This window comes from Shewanella sp. HL-SH4, assembly GCF_051164845.1.
Taxonomy (GTDB): domain Bacteria; phylum Pseudomonadota; class Gammaproteobacteria; order Enterobacterales; family Shewanellaceae; genus Shewanella; species Shewanella glacialimarina.
Genome location: NZ_CP195037.1, coordinates 3653703 through 3674179, shown reverse-complemented (window position 1 = coordinate 3674179; position 20477 = coordinate 3653703). Strand labels below are relative to the sequence as shown.

Sequence of the window (20477 nt, the reverse complement as noted above, 5' to 3'; positions counted from 1 at the left end):
ATGTTTAGAAAGGGAATCTCTTTACGGGCGCAGTTGTATTTATTAATTGCGTGTTTGTCTTTATTTAGCTTTGGTGCGTCGCTGTTTAATAATGTGTCTAATATGCGCAGTTATTTAAATGAGCAATTAGCATCCCACGCTCAAGGGGCGGCTATTAGTTTAGGCTTGTCTATATCGCCTTATATGGATGAAGAAGGCATGGTGATTGCGGCTACCATGACCAACGCTATTTTTGACTCTGGTTATTATCAACGTATTTCGTTTACAGACATTAACGGTGACGTTAAATTTGAGCGACTGAATAAGCAAGGTAACTTTAATGTACCTAGCTGGTTTATGGCGATATTGCCGCTTACGCCACCGTTAATGGTAAGTGAAGTGAGCAACGGCTGGAACATTGCCGGTACGCTTGAAGTGCAGTCCCATGCGGGCACATCTTATAAAACATTATGGGACCATAGCGTTAATGCGTTAACCACCACCCTAATACAATTTTTTATCGCGTTACTGTTTGCCTATTTGATCATTAAGTCGGTACTTGCGCCGTTAAAACGCATTGAGTTACAGGCTGAAGCGGTCATTGAAAAGCGCTTTGATTTAAACCCTATCAAGCCGTTCACCACTGAGTTAAATACGGTTGTGAATGCCATTAACAAAATGGTCACCAATATTCAGCGCTCTTTTTCAGAGCAAACACTGAACGCGGAAAAGTTATCAAAAGAAGTGTATATCGATAGCCATACTGGCTTGCCTAATAGACGTGCTTTAATGAAGGCGTTTGACTCGTTAAAGCATGAGGCTGAAAAAAACGGTAATCGTTTGTATTTTGGCATGGTGTCGTTAACCTCACTGCAATTGATAAACGATACCGAAGGTTATGCCCACGGTGATGCGTATATTACTGAAGGGGCAACTATTTTAGCGGACCAAGTATCGGTTTATAACGATGTGAGCCTTTATAGAGTGTCGGGGTCTGAGTTTGCTATTTTGTCGCAAACCACCCATGACTTGGTGTCTATTTTAGACGGTAAAATTGGCGATGCGTTTTCGGTAGCCAATACCAACCGCTTTAGCCAGGGCTTTGCAAAACATGCATTAACCAGTGTTGAGTATAGTGAAACCTTTTCTGATGCGGCGCAGCGTTTAGATAGCCAGTTAACCCATGACAGTTATTTAGATTCCCCTGTAACGGGATTAACCACATCAACACCTACAGCAACCCATTCACGTGAAGAGTGGGTAGCAATACTTAAGCAGTTTACTGAGTATTTTAACGCTGAGATTGTTCACACTAAGCCGCAGGATTTTGCGATTAAGTGTATCCCTTTAGATAAGCTGTTTGATTTAATGCTGCAACCGGTAGTGGATACAACTAACCAGCTGCTTTATGTTGAGTGTTTTGTGCGGTTTAAGCACAACAATGAAACGCTGTCGACCATTGATGTGTTTGCTATGGCCGAGCGTTTGGGGTTACTGCAAGAATTAGAGCAAACGGTGATTTGTTTTATTTTTTACAAACTGCATCATGTTAAAAATACCCGTGTGGCGATCAACATTAGTAACCATGCACTGCATAATACTCGCTTTACTGAATGGCTATTTGATACGTATAAACAATTGCAGTCGAAACTGCCGCCGCTGTTGTGTGAATTTAATGAGTCTGGGGCTATGTTGTCACTGGAGTCAACCAAGCAATTTATTAGTCAGTCGAAAGCATTAAATATTGAAATCGCCATTGAGCGTTTTGGCTCAAGCTTAAGCTCGTTTCAATATATTAAAAATTTAAATGTTGACTACATTAAAATTGATGGCAGCTATATACGTGATATAGAACAAGCAGATACACAGTTTTTTATTCAAACCATTACCCAAATTTGTCACGGTATTGGCATTAAAATGATAGCGCCACAGATAGAAACCTTGGCAATAAGCCAGCAATGCGTGCAATTGAACATTGATGGCCTGCAAGGAAACGGCTTGTACTCTGTACGTAATTTTAATACACTTTTACGAGTAAGTGCTGATACAATTGAAACAGAACTTAAACTTAATGATTTTTAACTATTGTAAGGAACACAATGATGCGCAAGTTACAAACTGCTGCAGTTGTACTTTCTCTTCTATTGTCTGCCGGTGTTTCAGCTGTCAGCCTAGAAGAATATAACGCAGGCTTAGAAGCTGCTGTTGCTGCTGGCACTGTTGGCCAGTACACTGCAGACATGATAGCAAATTCAACAGCTGCTGAAGCTGAAGCTATTTTATCTGCTGCGCTTGTCGCTGCTGCAGGCGATGAAGCTGCTCAAGCTCAAATTCTTGCCGCTGCTCAACAAGCTGGCGTATCATCAGACGTAATTGCTGTAGTTGCTGCTGCAAATGGTGTTTCTTCAAGCGTTGTCGCTCAAGCAACTCAAACAGCAACTGCCACTGGCGGTCAAACATCTGGCACTTCAGTTGGATTAAACCCAGGTCAATCTGGCGGAAGCTCTAGCGGAAGCAACGGTGGCGGCGGCGGTGGTGGCGGAAACGGTATTTCTGGTAACTAGAAACCGATTTTACTAGCTAATAGCTGTTTTAAAAAAGCCCATTAATATGGGCTTTTTTATTGGCTGAATTTTAATAATTAACTGTTTTACTTCTATCTCTTATCCCGAGTTCAGGTTATTTAATCAAGATATACAGCAGTACATTGCCCTCGTTTTCAAATTCTAATCTTTGCTTCTTAGATCACCCTGCTCACCTCAAGACTTAATCTGTAGGCTTTAAAGTGCCGAGCTAATTGATAAGGTTTGTGTTTTAAATACCTATTACAAAAATGCGGATTCTGCATATAGATTTAAAGTGGGTTAGCGAGCCTGAAATGACTTATTTATAATTAAGCTGACTTTGTGAGTCTACTCAATGATCTACGCTGCTAGCTGTTTATATTTGCTTGTAGAGGCATTTAAACATCATAACCCCAAAGCATTTTGTTTAAACAACTAGATAAGCCGTATTGGAAGAAGTAAAGAAGTGGTGGCTCGTGAAGGATCGAACCTTCGACCAATGGGTTAAAAGCCAACTGCAGCTTTTGATCTAGCTTTTAGCTTAGTGAAAGAGTGACTGAGGTAACGAAACATCTTGGTTTTGCTGATCTTTAAATAGTTAACTGGCATTTAATACGAAGAGTTGAAGAAGTGGTGGGTCGTGAAGGATTCGAACCTTCGACCAATTGGTTAAAAGCAAACTGCAGCTCTTGATGTAGCTCTTCGCTTAGAGAAAGAGTGACTGAGCTAACGACACATCTTGGTTTTGCTAAGCGATATGGTTAACTGGAGATTACAACTAGGAGTTACAACATCGGGAAGGAAAAGTGGTGGGTCGTGAAGGATTCGAACCTTCGACCAATGGGTTAAAAGCTAACTGCAGCACTTGATCCAAATAGAAAGTGACTGAGCTAACGACCCATCTTGGTCTTGCTGATCTTTAAGTAGTTAACGGGAATTCAACTGATAATTATTCAGAGAAAAAACTGATATAAATTAATAAACCATTGATAAAAACAGGAGGAATTTAATACGGAGAATTGAAGAAGTGGTGGGTCGTGAAGGATTCGAACCTTCGACCAATTGGTTAAAAGCCAACTGCTCTACCGACTGAGCTAACGACCCAACGATGTTTTGCTAACCTGTTATGGTTAACTGGAACAAAAGCTAACTGTCTATGTTTCAAGACCGACTGAGCTAACGACCCATCTGGTAAGTGAATTATTTAGCCACTCTCAAATAAAGTGGTATAACGTGAAGATTAAAACCTTCGACAAATTGGTTAAAAGCTAACTGCAGCTCTTGATGTAAATAAAGAGTGACTGAGCTAACGACCCATCTGATATTACTTTAAATTCTTTAACCACTATTTAAATAAAGTGGTGGGTCGTGAAGGATTCGAACCTTCGACCAATTGGTTAAAAGCCAACTGCTCTACCGACTGAGCTAACGACCCATCTGGTAAGTGAATTATTTAGCCACTCTCAAATAAAGTGGTATAACGTGAAGATTAAAACCTTCGACAAATTGGTTAAAAGCTAACTGCAGCTCTTGATGTAAATAAAGAGTGACTGAGCTAACGACCCATCTGGTAAGTGAATTATTTAGCCACTCTCAAATAAAGTGGTATAACGTGAAGATTAAAACCTTCGACAAATTGGTTAAAAGCTAACTGCAGCTCTTGATGTAAATAAAGAGTGACTGAGCTAACGACCCATCTGATATTACTTTAAATTCTTTAACCACTATTTAAATAAAGTGGTGGGTCGTGAAGGATTCGAACCTTCGACCAATTGGTTAAAAGCCAACTGCTCTACCGACTGAGCTAACGACCCATCTGATATTACTTTAAATTTTTTAGCCACTCTCAAATAAAGTGGTGGGTCGTGAAGGATTCGAACCTTCGACCAATTGGTTAAAAGCCAACTGCTCTACCGACTGAGCTAACGACCCATCTGATATTACTTTAAATTTTTTAACCACTATTTAAATAAAGTGGTGGGTCGTGAAGGATTCGAACCTTCGACCAATTGGTTAAAAGCCAACTGCTCTACCGACTGAGCTAACGACCCATCTAGTATTACTTTAAATTCTTTAACCACTATTTAAATAAAGTGGTGGGTCGTGAAGGATTCGAACCTTCGACCAATTGGTTAAAAGCCAACTGCTCTACCGACTGAGCTAACGACCCAACGATGTTTTGCTAACCTGTTATGGTTAACTGGAACAAAAGCCAACTGTCTATGTTTCAAGACCGACTGAGCTAACGACCCGGAATGTTCTAAATAAGTCTAAAACATCCCCCAAAAGGCTATGCCGTTCTGAGGGCGCCTATAATACCGTTTTCATTTTGTCATGCAAGCGCAAATTTGTAATTTGTGGTTGTTTGCATGAAAAACAGACTAAGAGGCTGCTTTTTGACTTTATTAGCCATTAAGTGCTGATAACTGCTGCTGTGCAAGGCGTGCTGAAGCGCTGTTAGGGTATTCTTTTAATACTTTATTATAGAGTGCTTTTGCTCCGGCAAGGTCACTCTCTTTTTCAGCAATCATACCTAACTTAACTAAACTATCGCCACGTTTGTTTGAATCAGCAAATTGACTCACAACCGCACTAAAGGCACCTTTAGCATCTGCATGCTCACCTTTATTAAACAATAGCTGACCTAACCAGTAATTGGCATTAGCAGCATAGCTTGATTGCGGATATTGTTTTATAAAACTTCTAAAGGCAGGAATAGCATCATCATACTTACGATCTTTAAGCACTAGGTTAACCGCAGCTTCATAGCTACCTGTTTCACCTAATGTCGAGCTTGAGGCGGCAACGCTAACTGCATCTGTTGCAGCGGGTGCGTTTACTACTGCTGCGGGTTTGCTCGATAAGTTTGCTATGTCTTCGTAAAGCTGGCGTTGACGTTGCAACATTTGATTGATCTGGTAATTCTGTTGCTCAGTAATGCCACGTAAATCCAACACTTCTCTTTGCAAAGCGTCTAGTCGACGTTGCATGTCAAATTCACCCTGTTGCTTTGCTTTTATGATGCGTTCTACACGTGCTAAACGATCATCGCTTGAACCATTAGCAACATCCTCTACAGGAGCGGGAGCAGCTACTGCTGCCCCTGCACCAAAGAACATTGCCGCAACTAATACGGCATGTTTCATGTAAATCTCCTAACGGGTCAACCAAGGTGGTTGACCTTTCTTCATTAACGCTTAGTAAACTAACACACCGCGACGGTTTTGAGCAAAACCGGTGTCAGTGCGAGAAAAGTCTAAAGGCTTTTCTTCACCGTAGCTTACGATACTCATTTGGCTAGGTTGTACACCCATGCCTTGTAAGTATTTAGCAATCGCTTTAGCGCGACGTTCGCCTAGTGCGATGTTGTATTCTGGTGTACCACGTTCGTCAGCATGGCCTTCAATTAGTACGCGAACATTTGGGTGTTCAACTAAGTAATTGCCGTGTGCCATAAGAATGTCAGCATTGTCAGTTTGTACTTCACTGCGATCGAAATCGAAGTAAATAATGTTTTGACGACGTAATTCTTGCTCTTTCAAACGTTGCTGTTCTGCTGGGCTTAATACTGCACCAGCACCACCAGTTTCAATACCACCATTACCATACTCGCTAGATGAACCAGAAGTAGAACCGCTAGCATCTGTGTCAGAGTCTGAAGTTGAGCTACAAGCACCCAGTGCCATTAGCGGAACTGCAACCATCATAGCTTTGAACAACTTATTCAGATCCATGTTAAATCCTTATCGATACTTAATATTAAAGAAATGGGGACCAGGCTGGTGATTTCACCTCACCTTGTCCAGCAGGCAATCTTGCCTTAAATCGGCCATCGGTAGAAACCGCTGCCAGTACTTGTTTACCTTCGTGAGTCGTACCATAAATCACCATAGTACCATTAGGTGCAACACTTGGTGATTCATCTAATCGAGTAGATGATAACACCTGCATAAAGCGAGTTGCTAAGTCCATTCTGGCAATATTGAAACGTCCATTAGTACGATTCACAAAAATCATGCTGCGACCATCAGGTGTAATTGAACCACCTAAATTCCATTCGCCTTCAAAAGTCATTCGACTGACTTTATTTGTATCCAAATTCACTTTGTAAAGCTGCGGTCTACCGCCACGCTCAGACGTGAAAAGAAGCGACTTACCATCGGGGAACCATGAAGGCTCTGTGTCAATGGCGTAGTGATCTGTTACACGTTTGGTTGCTTTTGTGGCTATATCCACTGTGTAAATTTCTGGCTGACCATCTTTTGATAAGGTCACGGCTAACTTTTTACCGTCTGGTGAAAAAGAAGGCGCGCCATTTATACCGTCAAAACTACTTACTAGCGTACGAGTTTGAGTGTATATGTCTTGAACAAATATTTCAGCTTTGCGATTTTCAAAACTCACATACGCTAAACGACGACCATCTGGTGACCAGCTTGGTGACATTAATGGTTCTGGCGAGCGTAATAACATTTGCTCGTTGTAACCATCATAGTCGGCGATCATTAAATGATACGGCGCTTTTTGGCCTTGCTTAACGACAACATAGGCGATTCGAGTTAAGAACGCGCCTCTTATTCCAGTTAATTTTTCATATACCACATCGCTGATGCGATGGGCGTATTGTCTAAATTGGTTAGCGTTAATCACAGTTTCGCGGCTTTCTAAAACCAGTTCGCTATTGTTAACAGGGCCTTTGCCAGCTTGAAGCTGTGCTTTTACCAGGTCGATAAGTTCAAAAGTAACTAAAAATTGACCTGTGCCGTAGGGCTTAACCGAACCAACAACAAGTGCATCTGCGGACACATTGCCCCAGTTAGCAGCGTTGAACTGAGCTACTGTATTAATATTAGACTGTGGTAATGCACGTTTATCTAGTGGTGAAAAAGTACCACTTCTAGATAAGTCAGACATCACGACATCTGAAATAGATGCAGGCGCTGCACCTTCACCTTGCCATACAAAAGGCACGATAGCGATTGGACGCGATTGATCAACACCTTCGGTGATCACAATATCCAAGGCTGCACGTGCTGGCGTTATCATTACAACACATGCCAATGCGAACCATTTAACCAAATTATTCATGAGACTCCTTCATACCCTTCGCATTTTTAATGCATTATTTTGTATCGGTAATACATTAATATACTAATTAAATTCCGGTGAAACCGTTAAGTTAATTTCTTTTAATTTATCGTACACACCCGCTTCTGTAGACACGGGTAAACGACCTGCTTTATTAATTGCTGCTTTTGCTGCACGACACACAACCTGATCGCCATCTAATGTTTGACTTGACGTCACAAAACCATCTTGTGCTAATCGAATAAACACGCGACAACTTTTTCCGCGCATCGATTCGTCAACCACAAGGTTACGTTGAATTGTGGCAATGATCATCGCTTTAAATCGATCCACTTCTGACATAACTTGCTTATTTCGCGTTTGCGATAATGTTGCTTGTTCTGCCGCGAGTGCGTCTGTCATTTCTTGCTCTTGACGTGCTTTTGCATCGGCATCGGCTTTCGCTTTGCGTTGGCGATCTTCCTCTAATTTACGTTTGCGTTCATCTTCTTCAGCTTTACGCTTACGTTCATCTGCGGCTTGTTTCGCTGCGGCTTCTTCTTGCTTACGTTTTTCGGCCGCTTTTTGTGCGGCTTGTTCCGACGCTTTTTGTTCTTGCTCTTTTTGCTTACGAACGGCTTCAGCCTTATTCGCACGCTCTTTTTCTTGCTGCACTTTTATTTGAGCAGCTTTAGCGGCGTCGTTGGCTTTTTGTGTTTCAACTTCTTTCTGTTTGCGTTCGATTTCTAAATTCTTAATTTTTTGCTGTTCTTGCTCACGTTGTTTGCGGGCTTCGTTGGCTTTACGCTCTAACTCTGCTTGACGTGCCTTTTCTTTGTTTTCAGTGTCTTGCTTTTGTTGCTTTAACTTTTCTACATGCTGGGTAATTTTTTGTTGATCAACCATCACAGCTTGAATAGCAGGTGCACTAGGTGCTGATGGCATTGTTTTAGGCTTATCATCGAAACTTACGCCTATCACTAAAATAACAATCGCACCAATGTGGATACCGGCAGAAATCGCTACCGGTATTTTAATAGTAGATTGATTAGCCACCTATTTCTCCTTTGGTGAATCAGTCATTAACCCTACCGCAGGCACGCCCGCTTGTTGCAAGCTCACCATGAGTTGAATAACATTTTCATAGGCAATACTTCTGTCTGCCTTTACAACCACAGGTCGTAAGGGTTCAAGCTGGATCATAGCGCCAACCTGAATTGCAATTTCATCCAGGTCTAAAGGGTCGCTATTAGAACCAGTACCAACGTTTAAAAAGTATTCACCCGCTGCATCAATAGAGGCTACGATTGGCGGTTTACTGTCTGGTGGTAATGATTCAGCTTTGCCCTGTGGCAATTCAACTTTAACACCCTGAGAAACAATTGGCGCCGTGACCATAAAAATGATCAATAGCACCAACATAACGTCGATATACGGTACAACGTTAATTTCAGCAATAGGACGTTTACGCTTACGTTGGTACATTACACCGCTTCCTTTTCACTATAGGCTTGGCGCTGTAAAATGTTAGAAAACTCTTCCATAAAGTTTGCGTAGGCCATCTCTAGCTTTTCAGCTTGTGTAGCAAAACGGTTGTAGGCAACAACTGCTGGAATAGCGGCAAATAAACCCATAGCGGTTGCAATCAGTGCTTCAGCAATACCAGGTGCAACCATGGCCAATGTGGCGTTTTCTACTGTACCTAACGCGATAAACGAGTTCATGATTCCCCATACGGTACCAAACAATCCAATATAAGGACTGGTAGAACCGATCGTGGCTAGCATAGGTAAATTGTTTTCCAGTTTTTCCATTTCACGTGACAAACTCACGCGCATGGCTCTAGATGTGCCTTCCATTACAGCATCTGGTGACTTACTGTTAACTTTGATCACTCTTGAGTATTCTTTAAAGCCTGCAACAAACATTGCTTCTAGGCCAGCAATGCTTTCGCCTCTGGCGGTTAGTTCTTTGTATAAGCGGTTTAAGTCTACACCGGACCAAAAGGTATCTTCAAAACGCGCGGATTTTACCCGTGCTGAATTCAGCATTGATCGGCGTTGAATGATCACCGCCCAAGATGCAATAGATAAACCTAACAAAGTAAACATAACTAGCTTTACCAACACACTGGCTTGTAAAAACAAACCAATAAAAGACATATCAGCGTGCACTCTTAAACTCCTGAACGATAAATTCTGGGATGGCTATGGGACGCATTTTTGATAAGGACACACAAGCGACTATCACTGTTGCCTCACAATAGCATTCACCTAGCTCATCAATTAAACGCTGTTGGAACACCAACGACGCTTTTTTTAATGACGATATAGAGGATTCAACTATAAAATCCTGTTCAAACTTTGCCGCGCGGCGAAAATCTAATTCTGCACGTTTAACAACAAAAGCAATGTCATCAGCCAATAATTTAGTTTGACTAACGCCCATTGATTTAAGCCATTCGGTGCGTGCTCTTTCAAAGAAGTTTAAGTAATTTGAATGATAAACAACGCCACCAGCATCGGTGTCTTCATAGTACACTGTTACGGGCCAATTAAACGTCATTTTAAGACTCGTTCTTTACTTACAAAATTTTGCATACTATACCGAGTAGCAAGGCAGTTGTGAATCATCTCACCCGCTAAAAACAGACTTTATTTCGAGCATAACAGTGTTAAATTGCATTATCTGGGGTTTAACCAACTTAGATGAAGATTTTTTAATGTTTTCTGGCCTTCAAACAACCCAAAAAATGAATCTTAATTAGATAAAGTCATCGCATTTAATGATACAAATTGCAGCTTAGTTAAATATTAATTTCAAAAAGCAGGATATCGCTATGCTTTGCCAGTCAAAAGTATTAAAACCGATCGTATTTAAAATAAAGTGAATCAATAAAAGCTTATTTTTTCAGGTAAATGATCACTTTACCAAAGCTATTAACATTTACTTTTAAAAAACAATTCAACTTATCCGAATATTTATTCACTCAAATACTAATTATCTCAACAAAACCTACCCTCGTGCTATTTAAGGACCATTTTTAATTCAAAACCAGCACAATCATCCATTAAAAAATCTAATGTGAAAGCGAAAAAAATCTATCTTGTGCATTTAGAGTAATAAATCTATTATGAACTTGTTTTCAGGACACATCGATTTGATGAGAAAACAATGAACTTAAAGTTAGTGTTTGTGAAACATTAACTTATCTCCAGTTCTTATGCTTGACTTCCTTCCTTAAATTTGTTGATTGCAAATTATTTAGCCCACTCGGTTTGAGTGGGTTTTTTTTGTCTAAAATTTACCTTCAAAAACATACAAAAAAGCCTGAACATGATTCAGGCTAATGCTATAGATTAATGGCTAAGGTTACTTTGAAACAAATTAAGGTCTGTTAGTTTTAAAAGTAACTATTAATTGCACTATATAGGTTTAGTTATTCTAATCACGACTCTGCGGTTTGTTTGTCGCTCTGACGCTAAGTCATTACCAGCCACGTGACGTTTTTCACCATGCCCTTCTGTGGTGATACGGTCTTGTGAGATACCACTGGCGATTAATAAACTTTTAACTGAATCAGCACGTTTTTCTGACACTTTTTGGTTAATTGAACGTCCGCCGTAGCTGTCGGTATAGGCATCAACCACCACTAACTCGATATTCGGGTCATATGATAAATATTCTTGTACTTTTTTAAGCTGATAATTTGAAAAACGAGTTAATTCGGTTCCACCCTCTTGGTAGTTTAATACCGTGAATGCAATGTCATCAAAACTGTAGGGTAATAAATTAGCCAAGCATGAGCGAAACTCACGGTACTTGCTGGCAAAGTTCACCGCTGAAATCCCGACTGCAACTTTACTTGATGCATCATACCAATCAGCATAATAAAACGTAGGCTGACGGCCCTGGCTTAATTCATTTAGCATAGTCCAGGCAGCTTTTTTAGGCACTTCACCGTTAAATTGTTTTTGATACTTTAATGCGATGATTTCTTTTGATGCATCACCTGGGCGCCAGGTCGGTGCTCGGCTGATTAATTTAGCATTGGTAACCGCGTCTGGCTTTGCCCACATATCAAGCGTAAAGAGTAGGTTGAGGTTTTTTCCTGACTTACTAGAAAAAATAGCTTTGCCGTAGTCTGGTATATCATGCTCTAGTCGACATTCAATAGGGGTATTTTCACCTACACGCCAGGCAGAGTTTTCAAGGGAGGCAACATAGTGAAGTAGATCAGCACTTGCAGAAGCACTGATACACAAACTGGATACTAATATGATTTTTTGCCACATGGTGTCACCTGTCGATTTTATTACCTGTTAATATATCGGCGGCTAAATCCTTTTCTTAAGTTTAAATTATCACTGAAACGAGCATATTAAGACAGTTTGGGTATAATGCACGGCCTATCTGTCACAATAGGCGCAGGCAGGCCTTTACTGGTGACAATAATATTCAGGTTTAATGGGGTAATAGAATTACATGAGTGACATCTGCAACAGCAATAAATTTAAATATCGATTTCGCGGTTATTTTCCTGTGGTGATTGATGTTGAAACAGCAGGATTTAATGCTAATACAGATGCATTGCTTGAAATCGCAGTTACCATGCTAAAAATGGATGATGACGGCTTTATAAGCTTAGATAAAACCCTTCATTACCACATTGAGCCATTTGAAGGTGCAAACCTTGAACCCGCTGCATTAGCGTTCAATGGGATAGACCCTACTAACCCGCTTAGGGGGGCTGTTGATGAAAAGGCTGCTTTTTTAGAAATATTTAAAGAAGTTAAAAAGGCTCAAAAAGCGGTTGGCTGTCATCGCAGTATTGTTGTGGCGCATAATGCGGCATTTGATCTTGGTTTTGTTAATCAATGTATCGAGCGAAATAGTTTAAAGCGCTCACCGTTTCATCCCTTTGCCAGTTTTGACACAGCGTCCCTTGCCGGATTAGCTATTGGCCACACGGTATTGGCTAAAGCGTGTAAAATGGCTGGCATTGATTTTGATAATAAGGAAGCTCATTCAGCACTGTATGATACTGAACGTACCGCTGAACTTTTTTGTTATATCGTTAATCGCTGGAAAACCCTTGGCGGTTGGCCATTAGCGATTATGGATGAGTCAGATGATGATACTGACAATAGTGATACAGACGACTGAACTTAGCCGATGTGCGGTTTAGATTAACTTTATTAACGTTACAGAAACAAAAAAAGCTGCCTAGGCAGCTTTTTTGATATTTAACAAGCGAAGATTATAGCTTGTCAGAGTGATCTTTTAAGTATGAAGCAACACCATCAGTGCTAGCTGTCATGCCTTTATCACCTTTAGACCAACCTGCTGGACATACTTCACCGTGCTCTTCGTGGAATTGAAGTGCATCGATCATACGTAGCATTTCGTCAACGTTACGGCCTAATGGTAAATCGTTAACCACCTGGTGACGTACTTGACCTTCTTTGTCTACAAGGAATGAACCACGGAAAGCAACACCTGCTTCTGGATGTTCAACATCGTATGCTTTACAAATTTCATGCTTAACGTCAGCAACTAAAGTGTATTTAACTTGGCCAATACCACCTTTGTCTACTGGAGTGTTACGCCATGCGTTGTGAGTGAACTGTGAGTCAATAGACACACCAATAACTTCAACACCACGCTTGGTGAACTCTTCCATGCGGTGATCAAAAGCAATTAGCTCTGATGGACACACGAAAGTGAAATCTAAAGGATAGAAAAAGATAACCGTTGGCTTACCTTTAGTTGCCGAAGCAAGGTTAAAGTTGTCAACAATTTCGCCTGAACCTAATACTGCTGCTGCGGTAAAGTCTGGGGCTGGACGGCCTACTAATACGCTCATTTTATATCTCCATTAATGGCTTGTTAAAATTCTAAAAGAAGGTGCAATGTTCACCCTTCCACAATGTGCTATACCATACCTTTTATTTGCGCCCCCGATAAGAGGTTTCGAATGAATTTTGTTTTACCTGCTGAAAAACCCCTCATCACAGCCTTACTATTTTTAAGGTTTTAAAAACAAATAACTAAAAATGGCTTACAACAGATGACATTTTGGCCTGATTCTTTAACATTGACGCACGCGATAGGCACTGCATGCTATTGATACACTAATAAAATAAAGGCTTTACTGGACAAGCAAAGTAAATAACGGCATAAATAAACGCCTTAATACTTATAATAAATAGAATTAAAAAATATGAATGCTGTGGTGATATCTGTTTGCTTAATGCTTGCATTGAGTTTTGTTCGAGTAAATGTGGTAATTGCACTGACAATAAGCGCTTTGGTTGCCGGCCTTGTTGGTGGGCTTGATATACAACAAACAATTTCCGCTTTTAACGATGGTTTAGGTGGCGGTGCTCAAATCGCCTTAAGTTATGCCCTACTGGGGGCGTTTGCTGCAGCATTGTCACATTCTGGTTTAACTACATTAATTTCTAACAGTATTATTAAAAAATTGGGCAAAGAGCCTAATAGTAGTAATACCAAGGTTGTACGATGGATGCTATTGGTGACTATTCTGGCAATGGCTATTTCGTCGCAAAATATTTTGCCCATTCATATCGCTTTTATTCCTATTTTAATACCACCACTATTACATGTGTTAACCGCATTAAAAATTGATCGCCGCCTTATTGCCTGTTTACTAACCTTCGGCTTAGTGACTACCTATATGATTTTACCCATAGGTTTTGGCGGTATTTTCTTAAATGACATTCTACTGGCGAATTTAAACAGTAATGGCTTAGACGCGGTTCATGCTCAAGTACCACAGGCGATGTTATTACCCGCATTAGGCATGGTATGTGGGCTATTATTTGCGATGTTTGTTAGTTACCGCAAGCCGCGTGAATATCGAGTTATCGCACAGCAAACGGTTACTGAACAGGCAGAGCAGACAATTAATACTAAAAGTATTGTCATTTCTTTAATCGCCATAGTCGCTACCTTAATAGTGCAACTTCAAACAGACTCGATGATATTTGGTGCCTTAACCGGGTTTGTCATTTTCCGCTTTTCAGGAATTATTAAACAAAGTGTTGGCCAAGACTTATTTAACCAGGGCGTGCATATGATGGCCAACATTGGTTTTATTATGATTGCTGCTGCGGGTTTTGCAGCGGTTGTAAAGTCAACCGGCGAAGTGAGCTCTTTAGTGACGTCACTAGGGGATTTTATTGGTGACAATAAAGCACTGGCGGCAATACTTATGCTTTTAGTCGGTTTACTTATTACCATGGGGATTGGGTCTTCTTTTTCAACGATACCTATTATTGCAACCATTTATGTGCCACTGGCACTTAGTTTTGGATTTTCTGTGGCAGCGACAATTGCCCTTGTGGGCACAGCTGCCGCATTAGGTGATGCTGGCTCACCTGCTTCTGATTCAACTTTAGGCCCTACAGCGGGTTTGAATGCCGATGGACAACACGACCATATTCGTGACAGCGTTATTCCAACCTTTATGCACTATAACCTGCCTTTATTAGGTTTTGGTTGGCTGGCTGCAATGGTTTTATAGTGTTTAATAGTCTGTTTAATGTTCGCTAGTCAATATAGCAATTAACAAATACAAAAATGGGAACCCGCGGGTTCCCATTTGTTTAACTACACTTTTGTGTCTAAACTTTTTCTACTAAGGCTATGGGCTATGCCAGTCGGCTGTGCCAATTGCTTTATGTTCGGCTTATTTAACCTCAATTCGGGTTAAGAGATGAATAAATGGAATTTTAATATTCAAAATTCAAGTATTTATACTCAAACTTGAACTTTGCGCTGGTAACAAGGCGAATTTACGGGTCAATAGCTGGCCTATTGCCAATAAGTTCAACACAGTTAGCGGTGCTAAGAGCTGTTTGATATGCATTTATTATCCCGAACTGAGGTTATTTAGTGCCGAATATCTTATCGCCAGCATCACCTAAACCAGGCAGAATATACCCTTGCTCATTTAGACAATCATCAATTGCTGCGGTGTAAAGCTCAATATCAGGATGAGCTAAACCAAGTGCTTTAATGCCTTCAGGTGCAGCAACAAGCACTAATGCTTTAATTGACGTACAGCCGCGAGCCTTTAATAGGTCAATAGTGGCTATCATAGAGCCGCCTGTGGCTAACATAGGGTCAACGACTAACGCGATGCGCTCGTCAACATTACTGACTATTTTTTCAAAATACGGTACCGGTTCTAACGTTTTTTCATCACGATAAATACCGACAACAGAAATACGTGCACTCGGTATATGCTCAAGTACACCATCCATCATACCTAAGCCCGCGCGTAAAATAGGCACTACAGTGACTTTTTTACCTTTGATTTGATCGACTTCAACAGGGCCGTTCCAACCATTAATAGTGACTTTTTCAGTCTCAAAGTCTGCGGTAGCTTCATAGGTTAACAAACTGCCGACTTCAGTCGCCAATTCGCGAAAACGCTTAGTACTGATATCTGCTTCACGCATCAATCCTACTTTGTGGCGAATAAGAGGGTGTTTTACTTCAACAACTTTCATCTTCGATCTCCCAGCTTTGTCTAATTACAGCCAAATTTAACGAATTTTAGTGTATTTATCCCTTCTATAAAACATAAAGTTTTATAAATGCAGTAAATCGTGAGCTAAGCCAATAAAAATCACACAATTTGGTGTTTTATCTGGCGGATAAAGCTAAATGATGGCTTTCGAGTAACGGCACAAGCTGGTAGAATGTGGCCGCATAAAATTCCTTAAACGATGTACCCGAGAGGATCCTCCGTGAGCACTCCTACACCATTAAGTTACAAAGATGCCGGCGTTGATATAGATGCAGGTAACGCATTAGTTAGTAACATTAAAACTGCGGTTAAACGCACCCGTCGCCCTGAAGTTATGGGCAACTTAGGTGGTTTTGGCGCATTATGTGAATTACCGACTAAATATAAACACCCTGTATTAGTGTCTGGCACCGATGGTGTTGGTACTAAACTGAGACTGGCAATTGATCATAAGAAACATGACACTGTCGGAATCGATCTTGTTGCCATGTGTGTGAATGATTTAATTGTATCGGGTGCCGAGCCGTTATTCTTTTTAGATTACTATGCGACTGGCAAACTAGACGTTGAAACTGCAACCTCTGTTGTTAATGGTATTGCTGAAGGCTGTGTTCAATCTGGTTGTGCGTTAATTGGCGGTGAAACTGCTGAAATGCCAGGTATGTACGAAGGTGAAGATTACGACTTAGCCGGTTTCTGTGTTGGCGTTGTTGAAAAAGCTGACATTATTGACGGCACAAAAGTTAAAGCCGGTGATTCACTTATCGCTTTAGGTTCTAGCGGCCCTCACTCAAATGGTTATTCGTTAATTCGTAAAGTCTTAGAAGTAAGCAAAGCAGATCCTAAGCAAGACTTAGCCGGTAAGCCGTTAATTGATCATTTACTTGAACCAACCAAGATTTATGTAAAATCATTACTTAAATTGCTTGAGCAAACTGAAGTTCACGCGATGGCGCATATCACTGGTGGTGGATTCTGGGAAAATATCCCACGCGTATTACCAGCAGATTGCAAAGCGGTTGTTAAGGGTGATTCTTGGCAATGGCCTGTTGTGTTCGACTGGTTAATGACTAATGGAAATATCGCTAAGCGTGAAATGTACTTAACCTTCAACTGTGGTGTGGGTATGGTCATTGCGCTGCCAACTGATAAAGTTGACGCTGCATTAGCATTGTTAACTGCTGAAGGTGAAAACGCTTGGCTAATTGGTGAAATTGCCAATCGTAATGCCGATGAAGAGCAAGTGGAGATTGTATAATGCCTGCTAGCTGTCGCGTTGTGGTGTTGATTTCAGGTAACGGTAGTAATTTACAAGCTATTTTAGACGGTTGTGATGACAACCTAAACGCTGAAGTAGTCGGTGTTATCAGTAACAAACCTGACGCATATGGCTTGATACGCGCTCACCATAGTGAAATTGATACCAGTTGTGTCATTGCTCGCAAAGGTGAAGCACGTGAAGAGTATGATATTCGTCTTGCTGCTTGCATTGAAAAATATCAGCCAGACTTAATTGTACTTGCCGGTTTTATGCGTATTTTATCCGATGACTTTGTCGGTCGTTATTTAGGTAAGATGATCAATATTCATCCGTCATTATTACCTAAGTATACTGGCCTTAATACTCATCAACGCGCTATCGATGCCAAAGACAAAGCGCACGGCACTAGTGTGCACTTTGTTATTCCAGAACTTGATGCAGGACCGGTTGTTTTACAAGCTAAAGTACCGATTTATGCTGAAGATGATGCTGAGATATTAGCAGAGCGAGTGCATGAGCAGGAACACGCTATTTATCCTCTTGTGGTTAAATGGTTTAGTTTGGGCAGACTTGAAATGAAACAAAATCAAGCTTACCTGGACGGTGCGCTAATTGGCCCTAATGGTTACGCACCGGATTAATCCTAGCCCACTATGTTTGCATAAAAAAATCACGCTGCGGCGTGATTTTTTTATTCTAGTTATTTTTTAACGGGCTATTTTAAAAAACTCTTTTATTATCAACTTAGCTAATCGACACTTTAGCGAACAGGTAAGGTGATATCAGCAAACATTTCATCAATAAGTTGTTGATCACGCAAAGCCACCGCATTTTCAACCACGGTACGGGTTAAATGGGGAGCAAAATGCAACATGAAGTCATACATGTAACCACGTAAGAAGCTGCCACGCCTAAAGCCAATTTTGGTGGTGCTATGGGCAAATAAATGACTGGCATCTATCGCGATTAAATCTTTATCGATATTGGCATCAATTGCCATAGATGCAATAACCCCTACCCCTAAACCAAGGCGAACATAGGTTTTTAAGACGTCAGCACTGGTTGCACTAAACACCACTCTAGGCTGTAAATTAGCGCGATTAAACGACTTTTCAATTTCAGAGGCTTTATCAAAACCAAATACATAGGTCACTAAAGGATATTTGGCTAAATCTTCAATGCTAGGTTTAGTAATACTGGCTAGAGGGTGATCGCGGGTGACCACTATTGAACGATTCCAGTGGTAACAAGGTAGCATAATTAGGTCGGTATAAAGATGCATAGCCTCTGTTGCAATAGCAAAATCAGCTTCACCTCGAGCCGCTTGCTCACTGATTTGGCTGGGCGTACCTTGATGCATATGTAAATTAACTTTAGGGTAACGCTTAATAAATTCTTTAATGATTTGTGGTAAAGCATAACGGGCCTGGGTATCAGTTGTGGCAATATTTAGCTCACCTTGATTTGGCTTAGTGTATTCTTCTGATACTTTTTTAATGCTTTCTACTTTGCCTAGAATATCATTCGCTATTTCGATAACCTGCAAACCCGCGGGGGTAACATGGGTTAAATGTTTACCACTTCGACCAAAGATTTGGATCCCAAGCTCATCCTCAAGCATACGAACTTGCTTGCTGATCCCCGGTTGTGAGGTATATAAATTTTCAGCAGTAGCTGATACATTTAAATTGTGTTTGACCACTTCGGCAATGTATCTTAATTGTTGCAGCTTCATGGCACCATTCCTTACTATTTAATTGGAACATTAGCAGTAATGACGCAATAGGACGCCACTAACCTCAAGCCATCTATAACTAAATGTTATAGATGATAGCAAATGTAATGTAAATTAGCATATAAGACAAGTGAAAATAGCCTACTGACACTCAGCAAAATACCCTGAAATAGGCGTTAGTCGGCAAACTCACACGTGTGACAAGCTACAAAAATAGTGCTTTTGATGATCATTCAACAACTAACAACAACTTTTATCATCAAAATGACTGGGTTTTCAACGACAGTAGGCATAACTTACGCTAAGATATATATTAATTTTGGTTTTGCTATTCATCTATTATTAAAACAACAAATAGACTCGTGTTGCTTCTAACTGTTTTTAGATGCTGTACACGCAATAACTATGACAACATGGAAAACCTATGTCTTTAATTCTAATATTAATGCTGATTGGCGCTCTACTGCTACTCATTATTGGCTTCAGTATTATTCAACAACAAAAAGAACGCGCTGAAGCAGAGCGAAGAGTAGAAGTCTCTCGTCATCGCGCTATTATTGATGAAACTGAAGCTGTTTTAGCTAACTCAGGAGCGGCATCTTGTTCTAGCCATATCATCTTAGTCCTTTATAAACGGATTCAAGATGCACTCGAGCAATCTATATCGCATGCATCAGGCCAATTACTGAGTGATTATCAGCGTCGTTTAAGCGACATAAACAGCCAAATTAGCAGTATTTCTGGTTCGTCCCCTCAAGTACCTCCGGTTGAGAACTTTCGCTTACCTGATAATGATCGACAAGTATTAGACCTAGTAAAAACCTTAAAAAAGCTAAAAGCTATATTACGTGCCGAACACAATAAAGGAAAAGTTGATCCGTCTGTGTTTAACACTGAAGAAATGCGAATTGACAGCTTACAGCAAAGAATCAACGTGGAGTCGATGATTTCCCGTGCACGCGCGGCATGCTATATGAAGCAATATGGTTCGAGTAAGCAAATGGTGACTAAAGCCCTTTCTACATTGCACCTCATTAAAGCCCAAACGCCTAACGACCCCTTCATAACCCGAAAATTAGATGAAGCAAAACAGTTGTTAGATGAAATTATGGGTGCGCAGAAAAACTCAGGCCCTGCGGTTCCGCAACCGAAGAAGAAGGATGAGGAAGACGACGATTTAGATATGTTATTTCAGCGGAAGAAAAAATGGTAATTGGCCGTATTCTTGCCTGAATAACCGTTAATAACCGTTAATAACCACTACTAACTGAAACAAAAAAAGCCTCATTTACTGAGGCTTTTTTGTTTTAT

The 20477-nt window shown here is 40.6% G+C and carries 18 protein-coding genes and 8 tRNA genes; 7 read left to right on the top strand and 19 right to left on the bottom strand.

Annotated elements, in window-relative coordinates; translation table 11 throughout:
* Entirely contained in the window at positions 1-2061 is a 2061-nt protein-coding gene (locus ACRWQL_RS17155) for a bifunctional diguanylate cyclase/phosphodiesterase (RefSeq protein ID WP_434951253.1), read from the top strand.
* A gap of 17 nt (positions 2062-2078) precedes the next feature.
* The gene (locus ACRWQL_RS17150) at positions 2079-2543 is read left to right on the top strand and encodes a hypothetical protein (RefSeq protein WP_434951251.1); all 465 of its coding nucleotides are present in this window, start codon (positions 2079-2081) and stop codon (positions 2541-2543) included.
* A gap of 631 nt (positions 2544-3174) precedes the next feature.
* Here ACRWQL_RS17150 and ACRWQL_RS17145 read toward each other — a convergent pair.
* The 16 genes from ACRWQL_RS17145 to ACRWQL_RS17070 form a co-directional block, all read right to left on the bottom strand.
* A tRNA-Lys gene (locus ACRWQL_RS17145) sits at positions 3175-3279 on the bottom strand.
* A 71-nt stretch (positions 3280-3350) separates the two neighbouring features.
* Positions 3351-3443, bottom strand: a tRNA-Lys gene (locus ACRWQL_RS17140).
* A 128-nt stretch (positions 3444-3571) separates the two neighbouring features.
* Positions 3572-3647 (bottom strand) — tRNA-Lys (locus ACRWQL_RS17135).
* Between the two features lie 255 nt (positions 3648-3902).
* Positions 3903-3978: transfer RNA gene (locus ACRWQL_RS17130), tRNA-Lys, on the bottom strand.
* Positions 3979-4281: 303 nt separating this feature from the next.
* Positions 4282-4357 (bottom strand) — tRNA-Lys (locus ACRWQL_RS17125).
* A 42-nt stretch (positions 4358-4399) separates the two neighbouring features.
* Positions 4400-4475: transfer RNA gene (locus tag ACRWQL_RS17120), tRNA-Lys, on the bottom strand.
* 43 nt (positions 4476-4518) lie between these two features.
* Positions 4519-4594: transfer RNA gene (locus ACRWQL_RS17115), tRNA-Lys, on the bottom strand.
* A 43-nt stretch (positions 4595-4637) separates the two neighbouring features.
* Positions 4638-4713: transfer RNA gene (locus ACRWQL_RS17110), tRNA-Lys, on the bottom strand.
* Between the two features lie 235 nt (positions 4714-4948).
* Entirely contained in the window at positions 4949-5689 is a 741-nt protein-coding gene (ybgF, locus tag ACRWQL_RS17105) for a tol-pal system protein YbgF (RefSeq protein ID WP_434938310.1), read from the bottom strand.
* Positions 5690-5740: 51 nt separating this feature from the next.
* Positions 5741-6277 (bottom strand): peptidoglycan-associated lipoprotein Pal, encoded by a 537-nt coding sequence (gene pal, locus ACRWQL_RS17100; RefSeq protein ID WP_434926550.1) that lies wholly within the window; start codon positions 6275-6277, stop codon positions 5741-5743.
* Between the two features lie 25 nt (positions 6278-6302).
* A complete protein-coding gene (gene tolB, locus ACRWQL_RS17095) occupies positions 6303-7631 on the bottom strand; it encodes a Tol-Pal system beta propeller repeat protein TolB (RefSeq protein ID WP_434938312.1) in 1329 nt (442 codons plus the stop codon).
* A gap of 63 nt (positions 7632-7694) precedes the next feature.
* The gene (gene tolA / locus ACRWQL_RS17090) at positions 7695-8666 is read right to left on the bottom strand and encodes a cell envelope integrity protein TolA (protein WP_434951249.1); all 972 of its coding nucleotides are present in this window, start codon (positions 8664-8666) and stop codon (positions 7695-7697) included.
* Entirely contained in the window at positions 8667-9095 is a 429-nt protein-coding gene (tolR, locus tag ACRWQL_RS17085) for a protein TolR (protein WP_434926553.1), read from the bottom strand.
* On the bottom strand, positions 9095-9784 hold the full coding sequence (tolQ, locus tag ACRWQL_RS17080) for a protein TolQ (protein WP_226414766.1): 690 nt from the start codon (positions 9782-9784) through the stop codon (positions 9095-9097). Before tolQ ends, tolR begins: the two co-directional genes overlap by 1 nt.
* Complete coding sequence (ybgC, locus tag ACRWQL_RS17075) at positions 9774-10175, bottom strand: tol-pal system-associated acyl-CoA thioesterase (protein WP_226414763.1); 402 nt, start codon at positions 10173-10175, stop codon at positions 9774-9776. The genes tolQ and ybgC overlap by 11 nt, the downstream gene beginning before the upstream one ends.
* 860 nt (positions 10176-11035) lie before the next feature.
* Positions 11036-11905, bottom strand: a complete 870-nt coding sequence (locus ACRWQL_RS17070; protein ID WP_434951247.1) for a flagellar protein MotY — start codon at positions 11903-11905, stop codon at positions 11036-11038.
* A gap of 190 nt (positions 11906-12095) precedes the next feature.
* Here ACRWQL_RS17070 and rnt point away from each other — a divergent pair, with 190 nt between their 5' ends.
* A complete protein-coding gene (rnt, locus tag ACRWQL_RS17065) occupies positions 12096-12776 on the top strand; it encodes a ribonuclease T (RefSeq protein ID WP_434951245.1) in 681 nt (226 codons plus the stop codon).
* Between the two features lie 94 nt (positions 12777-12870).
* Here the strand turns inward: rnt and ACRWQL_RS17060 are convergent, their stop codons facing one another.
* Positions 12871-13476 (bottom strand): peroxiredoxin, encoded by a 606-nt coding sequence (locus ACRWQL_RS17060; protein WP_226414754.1) that lies wholly within the window; start codon positions 13474-13476, stop codon positions 12871-12873.
* A 357-nt stretch (positions 13477-13833) separates the two neighbouring features.
* On the opposite strand from ACRWQL_RS17060, the gene ACRWQL_RS17055 reads away from it, so the two are divergent.
* Positions 13834-15159 carry a Na+/H+ antiporter family protein gene (locus ACRWQL_RS17055; protein WP_434951243.1) on the top strand — a complete coding sequence of 442 codons (1326 nt, stop codon included), beginning with the start codon at positions 13834-13836 and terminating at the stop codon, positions 15157-15159.
* Between the two features lie 364 nt (positions 15160-15523).
* Here the strand turns inward: ACRWQL_RS17055 and upp are convergent, their stop codons facing one another.
* A complete protein-coding gene (gene upp, locus ACRWQL_RS17050; RefSeq protein ID WP_226414748.1) occupies positions 15524-16150 on the bottom strand; it encodes a uracil phosphoribosyltransferase in 627 nt (208 codons plus the stop codon).
* A gap of 240 nt (positions 16151-16390) precedes the next feature.
* On the opposite strand from upp, the gene purM reads away from it, so the two are divergent.
* Both purM and purN read left to right on the top strand, forming a co-directional pair.
* Complete coding sequence (purM, locus tag ACRWQL_RS17045; RefSeq protein WP_226414746.1) at positions 16391-17428, top strand: phosphoribosylformylglycinamidine cyclo-ligase; 1038 nt, start codon at positions 16391-16393, stop codon at positions 17426-17428.
* Positions 17428-18072 (top strand): phosphoribosylglycinamide formyltransferase, encoded by a 645-nt coding sequence (purN, locus tag ACRWQL_RS17040; protein WP_226414744.1) that lies wholly within the window; start codon positions 17428-17430, stop codon positions 18070-18072. The genes purM and purN overlap by 1 nt, the downstream gene beginning before the upstream one ends.
* Positions 18073-18191: 119 nt before the next feature.
* On the opposite strand, the gene cysB is transcribed toward purN, so the two are convergent.
* On the bottom strand, positions 18192-19166 hold the full coding sequence (gene cysB, locus ACRWQL_RS17035) for an HTH-type transcriptional regulator CysB (RefSeq protein ID WP_434951241.1): 975 nt from the start codon (positions 19164-19166) through the stop codon (positions 18192-18194).
* A 424-nt stretch (positions 19167-19590) separates the two neighbouring features.
* On the opposite strand from cysB, the gene ACRWQL_RS17030 reads away from it, so the two are divergent.
* Entirely contained in the window at positions 19591-20379 is a 789-nt protein-coding gene (locus ACRWQL_RS17030; protein ID WP_434938319.1) for a hypothetical protein, read from the top strand.
* Positions 20380-20477: the final 98 nt, after the last annotated feature.

Coding starts and splice junctions, on each gene's coding strand:
- pal (WP_434926550.1), bottom strand. CDS start 6,277: ATGGATCTGAATAAGTTGTTCAAAGCTATGATGGTTGCAGTTCCGCTA.
- rnt (WP_434951245.1), top strand. CDS start 12,096: ATGAGTGACATCTGCAACAGCAATAAATTTAAATATCGATTTCGCGGT.
- ybgF (WP_434938310.1), bottom strand. CDS start 5,689: ATGAAACATGCCGTATTAGTTGCGGCAATGTTCTTTGGTGCAGGGGCA.
- ACRWQL_RS17070 (WP_434951247.1), bottom strand. CDS start 11,905: ATGTGGCAAAAAATCATATTAGTATCCAGTTTGTGTATCAGTGCTTCT.
- ACRWQL_RS17155 (WP_434951253.1), top strand. CDS start 1: ATGTTTAGAAAGGGAATCTCTTTACGGGCGCAGTTGTATTTATTAATT.
- tolB (WP_434938312.1), bottom strand. CDS start 7,631: ATGAATAATTTGGTTAAATGGTTCGCATTGGCATGTGTTGTAATGATA.
- ACRWQL_RS17055 (WP_434951243.1), top strand. CDS start 13,834: ATGAATGCTGTGGTGATATCTGTTTGCTTAATGCTTGCATTGAGTTTT.
- cysB (WP_434951241.1), bottom strand. CDS start 19,166: ATGAAGCTGCAACAATTAAGATACATTGCCGAAGTGGTCAAACACAAT.
- tolR (WP_434926553.1), bottom strand. CDS start 9,095: ATGTACCAACGTAAGCGTAAACGTCCTATTGCTGAAATTAACGTTGTA.
- upp (WP_226414748.1), bottom strand. CDS start 16,150: ATGAAAGTTGTTGAAGTAAAACACCCTCTTATTCGCCACAAAGTAGGA.
- ACRWQL_RS17060 (WP_226414754.1), bottom strand. CDS start 13,476: ATGAGCGTATTAGTAGGCCGTCCAGCCCCAGACTTTACCGCAGCAGCA.
- ACRWQL_RS17150 (WP_434951251.1), top strand. CDS start 2,079: ATGATGCGCAAGTTACAAACTGCTGCAGTTGTACTTTCTCTTCTATTG.
- ybgC (WP_226414763.1), bottom strand. CDS start 10,175: ATGACGTTTAATTGGCCCGTAACAGTGTACTATGAAGACACCGATGCT.
- ACRWQL_RS17030 (WP_434938319.1), top strand. CDS start 19,591: ATGTCTTTAATTCTAATATTAATGCTGATTGGCGCTCTACTGCTACTC.
- purN (WP_226414744.1), top strand. CDS start 17,428: ATGCCTGCTAGCTGTCGCGTTGTGGTGTTGATTTCAGGTAACGGTAGT.